This is a genomic window from Streptosporangium sp. NPDC087985 (assembly GCF_044741965.1).
Taxonomy (GTDB): Bacteria; Actinomycetota; Actinomycetes; order Streptosporangiales; family Streptosporangiaceae; genus Streptosporangium.
Window position 1 is genome coordinate 351,887 of record NZ_JBIUTQ010000005.1, and the last position, 7,843, is coordinate 359,729.

General features: G+C 66.4%; 6 protein-coding genes and 1 riboswitch. All 6 genes read right to left on the reverse strand.

The window, feature by feature from the left end:
- Positions 1 to 78: 78 nt before the first annotated feature.
- Positions 79 to 1,236: a cytochrome D1 domain-containing protein gene (locus ACIN94_RS14725; protein ID WP_400705050.1), complete on the reverse strand. Its 1,158-nt coding sequence runs from the start codon at positions 1,234 to 1,236 to the stop codon at positions 79 to 81.
- Positions 1,237 to 1,511: 275 nt separating this feature from the next.
- Entirely contained in the window at positions 1,512 to 3,137 is a 1,626-nt protein-coding gene (gene groL / locus ACIN94_RS14730) for a chaperonin GroEL (RefSeq protein WP_400705053.1), read from the reverse strand.
- 341 nt (positions 3,138 to 3,478) lie between these two features.
- A complete protein-coding gene (locus ACIN94_RS14735) occupies positions 3,479 to 3,679 on the reverse strand; it encodes a cold-shock protein (protein WP_012895270.1) in 201 nt (66 codons plus the stop codon).
- A 331-nt stretch (positions 3,680 to 4,010) separates the two neighbouring features.
- The gene (locus tag ACIN94_RS14740) at positions 4,011 to 4,286 is read right to left on the reverse strand and encodes a MoaD/ThiS family protein (protein WP_400705058.1); all 276 of its coding nucleotides are present in this window, start codon (positions 4,284 to 4,286) and stop codon (positions 4,011 to 4,013) included.
- A 23-nt stretch (positions 4,287 to 4,309) separates the two neighbouring features.
- Entirely contained in the window at positions 4,310 to 5,605 is a 1,296-nt protein-coding gene (gene thrC, locus ACIN94_RS14745) for a threonine synthase (protein WP_400705061.1), read from the reverse strand.
- Positions 5,606 to 5,619: 14 nt separating this feature from the next.
- Positions 5,620 to 5,760: riboswitch (SAM riboswitch) on the reverse strand.
- Positions 5,761 to 6,099: 339 nt separating this feature from the next.
- Positions 6,100 to 7,650 carry a S1 family peptidase gene (locus ACIN94_RS14750; protein ID WP_400705064.1) on the reverse strand — a complete coding sequence of 517 codons (1,551 nt, stop codon included), beginning with the start codon at positions 7,648 to 7,650 and terminating at the stop codon, positions 6,100 to 6,102.
- Positions 7,651 to 7,843 lie beyond the last annotated feature (193 nt).

Sequence of the window (7,843 nt, forward strand, 5' to 3'; positions counted from 1 at the left end):
CCTGCGACACCCGATCGTGAAGCGGTGGCCGTGCGTCCTCCACCGGCGGGGTCGCGGACCCTCCGGTGGATCCGTGGATCAGCCCTGTCTCTGCCTCTGTCCCTGTCCCTGTCCCTCCTGGGACGTGGCCTCTGAGCGGTGCGGGCGGCCCTGCGGCCTGCGGACCGTGATCGGAGCCCTGCTCGGGCGGACGATGCTTGCGGCCGCGACCCCGAAAGGCTCGTCACCGACCGGGATGGTGGCGACGACCTTGTTGGTCACGGCATCGATCACCGACACGGTGTTCGCCCCCAGATTGGTCACGTAGACGCGGGCGCCGCTGGGGGAGATCGCTACTCCGAAGGGGTTGTGGCCGACGGGGATGGTGGCGACGACCTTGTTGGTCACGGCATCGATCACCGACACGAGGTCCGAGTCCAGGTTGGTCACATAGGCACGGGCGCCATCGGGTGTGATCGCGATCCTGAAGGGGTGTCGGCCGGCCGGGATGGTGGCGACGACCTTGTTGGTCACGGCATCGATCACCGACACGGTGTCCGAGTCCTGGTTGGTCACATAGACACGGGCGCCGCTGGGGGAGGCCACGACTCCGAAGGGATGGTGACCGACGGGGACGGTGGCGATGACCCTGTTGGTCATGGTGTTGATCACCGACACGGTGTCCGAGTCCTGGTTGGTCACATAGACACGGGGGCGGTTGGGGGAGGCCGCGACCCTGAAGGGGTTGTGACCGACGGGGATGACGTCGATGACCCTGTTGGTCAGGGCATCGATCACCGTCACGGTGTCCGACTGGGTATTGGTCACGTAGGCACGGGTACCGAAGGGAGAGATCGCGATCCCCAGAGGATGGTCGTCGACAGCGATATTGGCGATGACCTTGTTGGTCGTCGTGTTGATCACCGACACGGTGTCCGTGCCCTGGTTGGTCACATAGATGCGGGCGCCGCTGGGGGAGAACGCCACCTCAAGAGGGTTGTCGCCGACAGGGATGGTGGTGACGACCTTGTTGGTCATCGTGTTGATCACCGATACGGTCCCCGACTGCGAGTTGACCACGTAAACGTACCTTGGGGACGGCGCGGCCGCCCCTGCCGGGACAGCTGTGACCGTCGGCACGGCCAGTCCGGTCGCGATGACCACCGCGGCCAGGGACGGGCGGACGCGGGACCACCGTCCGTGCCGCTGAAACCGACCGGATAGTTTCCGATGGTGATTCTCGATCGCACTTCTCATCCAACGCCGCAACACCAGAGACCTCCATCGCCGCAACAGGTCTCTGTTCTATGGCTACACACCGTTGTGTCCTGGAAGACGACGCGCCGATTTGAGCCTCAGCGACCGCCCGCTTTGCCCATTCATGACTTGAGGGCAGTGGGGTTAGCCTGAATCAACAAAAGTCTGACCATAACCCGCCGATCGTCGGCTCTCACCGCTCCGGCCAGGCTCCGCAACGGAAAGAGGCGGCCCCGACACCTCGGGGTCGCCTCTTTTCGTGAAAGCGGCTGGACTTAGAAGTCCATGTCGCCGCCACCCGGCATGGCGGGAGCGGCACCGGCCTTCTCGGGCTTCTCGGCGATGACGGCCTCGGTGGTGAGGAACAGCGCCGCGATGGACGCCGCGTTCTGCAGCGCGGAGCGCGTCACCTTGGCCGGGTCGATGATGCCCGCCTCGAACATGTTGACGTACTCACCCGTGGCGGCGTTCAGGCCCTCACCCGGGGTGAGGTTGCGCACCTTCTCCACCACGACGCCGCCCTCGAGGCCGGCGTTGACGGCGATCTGCTTCAGCGGCTCCTCAAGGGCCTTGCGCACGATCGCGGCACCGGTGGCCTCGTCGCTGGAGAGCTCCAGCTTGTCGAAGGCCTTGGCGCCGGCCTGCAGCAGAGCCACGCCACCGCCGGGGACGATGCCCTCCTCGACGGCCGCCTTGGCGTTGCGGACGGCGTCCTCGATGCGGTGCTTGCGCTCCTTGAGCTCGACCTCGGTCGCCGCGCCGGCCTTGATGACGGCCACGCCGCCGGCCAGCTTGGCGAGACGCTCCTGGAGCTTCTCGCGGTCGTAGTCGGAGTCGGTGTTGTCGATCTCGGCGCGGATCTGGTTGACCCGGCCGGCGATCTGCTCGGCGTCACCGGCACCGTCGACGATGGTGGTCTCGTCCTTGGTGATGATGACCTGGCGGGCGCGGCCGAGCTGGTCCAGCGTGGTGGACTCGAGCTTGAGGCCCAAGTCCTCGCTGATGACCTGGGCACCGGTCAGGATGCCGATGTCGCCCAGCATGGCCTTGCGGCGGTCGCCGAAGCCCGGGGCCTTGACGGCGACCGAGCGGAACAGACCGCGGATCTTGTTGACGACCAGGGTGGCCAGGGCCTCGCCCTCGACGTCCTCGGCGATGATCAGCAGCGGCTTGCCCGCCTGCACGACCTTGTCGAGGACCGGGAGCAGGTCCTTGTTCGCGGAGACCTTCGAGTTGACGACGAGGATGTACGGGTCGTCGAGGACGGCCTCCATACGCTCCGGGTCGGTCACGAAGTACATCGAGATGAGGCCCTTGTCGAAGCGCATGCCCTCGGTGAGCTCAAGCTCCAGGCCGAAGGTGTTGCTCTCCTCGACGGTGATGACGCCTTCCTTGCCGACCTTGTCCATCGCCTCGGCGATCATCTCGCCGATCTGCGGGTCGCCCGCGGAGATGGAGGCAGTGGAGGCGATCTGCGCCTTCGTCTCCACGTCCTTGGCCAGCTTGGAGAGCTCCTCGGAGACGCGCTCGACGGCGGCCTCGATGCCCTTCTTCAGGGACATCGGGTTGGCGCCGGCGGCGACGTTGCGAAGGCCCTCACGCACCAGAGCCTGGGCGAGCACGGTGGCGGTGGTGGTGCCGTCGCCCGCGACGTCGTCGGTCTTCTTGGCGACTTCCTTGACGAGCTCGGCCCCGATCTTCTCCCACGGGTCCTCGAGCTCGATCTCCTTGGCAATGGAGACACCGTCGTTGGTGATCGTGGGGGCGCCCCACTTCTTCTCCAGAACGACGTTACGGCCCTTGGGGCCGAGGGTCACCTTGACGGCGTCCGCGAGCTGGTTCATACCGCGCTCGAGACCGCGCCGGGCGTCCTCGTCAAACGCGATCATCTTGGCTGCCATACGGCTAGACCTCCCAAACGCAGGGTGGCTTGCACCGGATCGAGCCGACGCCCGCGACGGCATGCGGACCCGCGACTCCGTTCGGCGGGTCCCATCGTCTCGATCCAGGGTTGGCACTCTCCAACGGGGAGTGCCAACGAACTGTTTAGCACTCTACCCCGTCGAGTGCAAGCGACGCCGCCCTGACCTGCGTCCAGCTTAGAGCGAGATACGTGATTCACAGCGAAGGCCCGGCCCACCGGTAGGAGCGGCGAGCCGGGCCGACGTGCGGGGAGATCCGCGCGGACCGCGCTGCCACGGGATCTGCCGGCGTTTCCCGACGGATGGATGGAACGGCTACGTCAGACTGCCCGGACGGACTCCGCCTGGGGACCCTTCTGGCCCTGGGTGATCTCGAACTCGACCCGCTGGCCCTGTTCGAGCGCACGATAGCCGTCCATCATGATCGCGGAGTAATGGACGAACACATCCTTACCACCGTCGACCGCGATGAAGCCGTAGCCCTTGTCCGCGTTGAACCATTTGACGGTGCCTTGCGCCACTTCCGACTCCTCTTACTGGGCTTGAGGACATCGCCCATTCCTCTCGCGAAGCCCCCAATCTTCGAGGCATGGACATCGCCTACGTCGATCATTGTCGACGATACCCGTGGGACACCGTGGGGCAACAGAGTCAATCAGAAAACCACTACTTTACGCACGCATTCAGGGCCGGAACCGTGTTTTGCCGGAGCGTTTGTTCGGTCAGAAATCGAATCACATTCCTGGGCCACCGGCCCGGACTCCCCCCCACATGACACGACACCCGCACGCGGCCAGGCCGGGTGCGGGTGTCGTGGAGATGCGGTGCGGGCACCGCTGGAGATGCCGAGGATCAGCCTCCGGCGACCGCCGGAATGATGGAGACCTGAACGCCGGACGGCGTGGCCGTGTCGAGATTGTCCGCGAAACGGACGTCCTCATCCCCGACGTACACATTGACAAAACGGCGAATCTTGCCCGTCTCATCAAGAATGCGAGCACCAATCCCGGGGAAGTCGGCGTCGAGCTTCTGCAGAACCTCGCGCAGCGTCGCTCCTTCTCCACCCACCTCGGAGGAGCCGTCGGTGTAGGTCCGGAGAATAGTCGGAATCCGCACAGAAACGCTCATAACTCAGTACCTTTCACATATTTTCAGGCGATAACCGTACGGAATGCGTCGAGAGACGGACGGATGACAGCGGTGGGGCGCGCCTGGCCCGCCACCGCATCGAGGGTCTTGAGACCGTCACCGGTGTTGAGGACCACGGTCTCGGCGTCGGGGTCGATCCGCCCCGAGGCGACCAGCTTGCGCAGCACGCCGACGGTGACTCCGCCCGCGGTCTCGGCGAAGATCCCCTCGGTCCTGGCCAGCAGCCGGATCGCGTCGACGATCTCGGTGTCCGTGACGTCCTCCACCCCGCCGCCGGTGCGCCGGGCGATGTCCAGCACGTAGGGACCGTCGGCGGGGTTCCCGATCGCCAGCGACTTGGCTATGGTGTCGGGCCTGACCGGGCGGATCACGTCGTGGCCCGCCTTGTAGGCGGCCGAGACCGGCGAGCACCCCTCGGCCTGGGCACCGAAGATCTTGTACGGCCTGTCCTCGACGAGGCCGAGTGCGATCAACTCCTTGAACGCCTTGTCGATCTTCGTGAGCTGGGAGCCGGACGCGACCGGGATGACGATCTGGTCGGGGATGCGCCAGCCGAGCTGCTCGGCGATCTCGTAGGCCAGGGTCTTGGAGCCCTCGGCGTAGTAGGGCCGCAGGTTGACGTTCGCGAAGCCCCACCTCTCGCCCAGCTCGTCCCCGATGAGCTCGGAGCAGAAGCGGTTCACGTCGTCGTAGGTGCCCTCGATGCCGATGAGCCGGCCCCCGTACACCGACGCCATGACGATCTTGGCCTGCTCCAGGTCCGCGGGGATGAACACGCAGGCGTCCAGCCCAGCCCGGGCGGCGGCCGCGGTCACCGCGCCCGCCAGGTTGCCGGTGGAGGAGCAGGAGAGGGTGTGGAAGCCGAAGTTGCGGGCCGCCTCGACGGCGATGGCCACCACGCGGTCCTTGAAGGAGTGCGTGGGGTTGCCCGAGTCGTCCTTCACGTGCAGCGAGCGCAGGCCCAGCTCGCGGGCGAGGTTGCCGGCGTTGACGAGCCTGGTCCAGCCGGGGTTCATGTTGGGCTTGGTGGCCACATCCGCCGGGACGGGCAGCAGGGAGCGGTAACGCCAGATGCTGGCAGGGCCCTCGGCGATCTGCTCACGGGTCACGTGCCCGAAGTCGTAGGCGATCTCCAGGGGCCCGAAACACTCGGCACAGGCGAAGTCGGGACCGAGGTCGTAGCGGGCACCGCACTCGCGACAGGACAGCGCCACGGCGGGGCCGAAGCGCCGGCTCCGCGTGTCTTCGACACGGCCGAGCGAGGAGGTGGAGGTGGTTTCACTGCTTGCGAGCGCCATGAAGCGAGGCCTTTCCCTCATCTTCGTCTGCGACCACCCTGGTCGCAGACCGGAATTGGCACCTGTCCCGGCCGACCTCGTCAGATCACGAGTCTTGAACCGGGAGGGTTGCCGGGGCTTCGCAGGGCCGGTCCCTCCACCCCTCTGGATGAGCAAATATTCAGTTGGAGACCTGACGAGCAGGTCGTACGCACTCTACCTCGCCTTCCCGTCACCCTGACCAGATGTCTCACTCCGCGAGATGCAACGTGTTACCTGTCGGACAGCCGGATCAGAGCCGCCGGCCGTGGAACGGACCGCCCACACCTGCCCGCAGCCGGATCATTAACGCTACGGCGGGGTCAGGGGTCACCGCCCCGCGTCCCGTCCGTTCTCGGAGAGCCAACGGCGCTCCACCCCGGACGGGCATTCGATCACCCGTCCGGCGCGGAGCGCCGTCCCACTTCCGGCCTGCGCCGTCATCCACGCCCCAGGATGATCACTCTGGGCGTGGGTTACGGCGCGCTGTAGCCCAGGCTGTAGTTGCCGGAGCCGCTGAATGCGTTCACGCGGTAACGGTAGTAGCCGGGCGTGCCGGTATAGCTGATCTTCTCGTCGGGGTTCGGACTGTCGGAGGTGGCGACGGTAACCCAGGCCCGGCCGTTCCACTTCTGCAGATAGAGGTCGAAGTCGGTGCCGTCGGGGCCGTCCAGGCAGCCGGAGTGGACACCTCTCGCGTTCGACCGGTAGTACAGGTTGTTCGGCTGGTAGGCGGATTTACCGCTGGCCAGCGTGCCGGTGACGGTCTTCGCGTAGCCGGTGCAGAAGCTCGAAGTCGGCGGAGTCGTCGGAGTCGGCGGAGTCGTCGGTGAGATCGGTGGCGGCGGAGTGGAACCGGCGCTGGTCATCAAGGTCAGGCCGTACGCCGAGAGGATCGGGGCGATCGGCTGGAAGTAGGTGACTCCCCCGGAGGTGCAGTCGCCGGAGCCGCCGGAGGTGACCCCTTGAGCCTGGTCGACGGCGATGAAGGAACCACCGGAGTCGCCGGGCTCGGCACAGACGTTGGTCCGGACCAGTTCGTTGATGGTGCCCTGGGGGTAGGTGACGCTGGTGTTGCGCTGCTGGATGGTGCCGCAGTGCCAGCCGGTGGTGGAGCCCGATCGGCAGACCGAGGCGCCCTCGATGGACGCGGTGAAGCCGGCGACGTTCACCACGCCGCCGGTGCCGTTGCTCACCGATGACGTGGGCGTCCAGTCGCCGTTCACCGCGACCCAGGAGTAGTCGTTGCCCGGGAAGGTCGACGCCTGGAAGACGCCTTGATTTTCCTGGTTGAAGCCGGCCGTGGTGTCGCCCGTCGTCCCGCAGTGACCGGCGCTGACGAAACCGTTCTGGGTCCCCTTGGTCACGGGGAAACCGATCGAACAGCGTTCGGTGCTGTTGATGTAGTAGGCGTTGCCGCCCACCAGATCGTAGAAGAGCTGAGGCCGTTCAATGGACGACACCACCCGCACCGCGACCGGATCCACATCGGAGGCCTCGATGACGGCCGCGGTCGTCGAGGGCGCGTCGGACAGGATGACGACCTTGTTGGTCCTCACATCGACATAACGCACCAGTCCGTTCCGGTGGGCGGACAGAGCGGCGTCGACCTTGTCGATGATCGCGTTGAGCTCCGTGAGCGGCCGCTTGACGATCTCGGCCCGGGCCCCCTTGGAGACGATCGCGGGGACGTGGCCTTCATTGGTGGTGGCCACCACGAGGGTCTGTGCGAGGTCTCCCGACAGCCAGGAGCCACCGAAGTCGCTGCCGAGCTCCCCGCGGAGCCGCACCTCGACCGACGCCAGGCGGATCTCGTTGAGCAGGCGGGTCTGGGCCTGCTGCCTGGTCAGATGGAGATCGCGCTGGAGTGCCTCCAGCATGCCCGGCGGCGGTTTCGCGGCGACCACAGCGGCTGCGACGTCTGGTGTGCGGGACGTGCGGGATTGGGCGACGGCCGGAGCGGCCGTCAGGGTCAGGGCGGTGATCGCCAGAACGCATCCCGTGGTAACGCTGTGTCTGCGGGGCATGGGTCTCTCCTCGACCTCGGCTTTCCAGCATGAGGGGGGAGATCGCCTCGTATCACTCGTTGATCATGCGATACAGGCAACGCCACCTTAATTCAGCCGTTGCCGGTCAAGGACGCAGAAGCCGCACGCCACGCGGATGACGTTTTCCGGCCAGGGAGCGATCGGAGCGGCAGGAGGAGAGGGATCCGAGCGG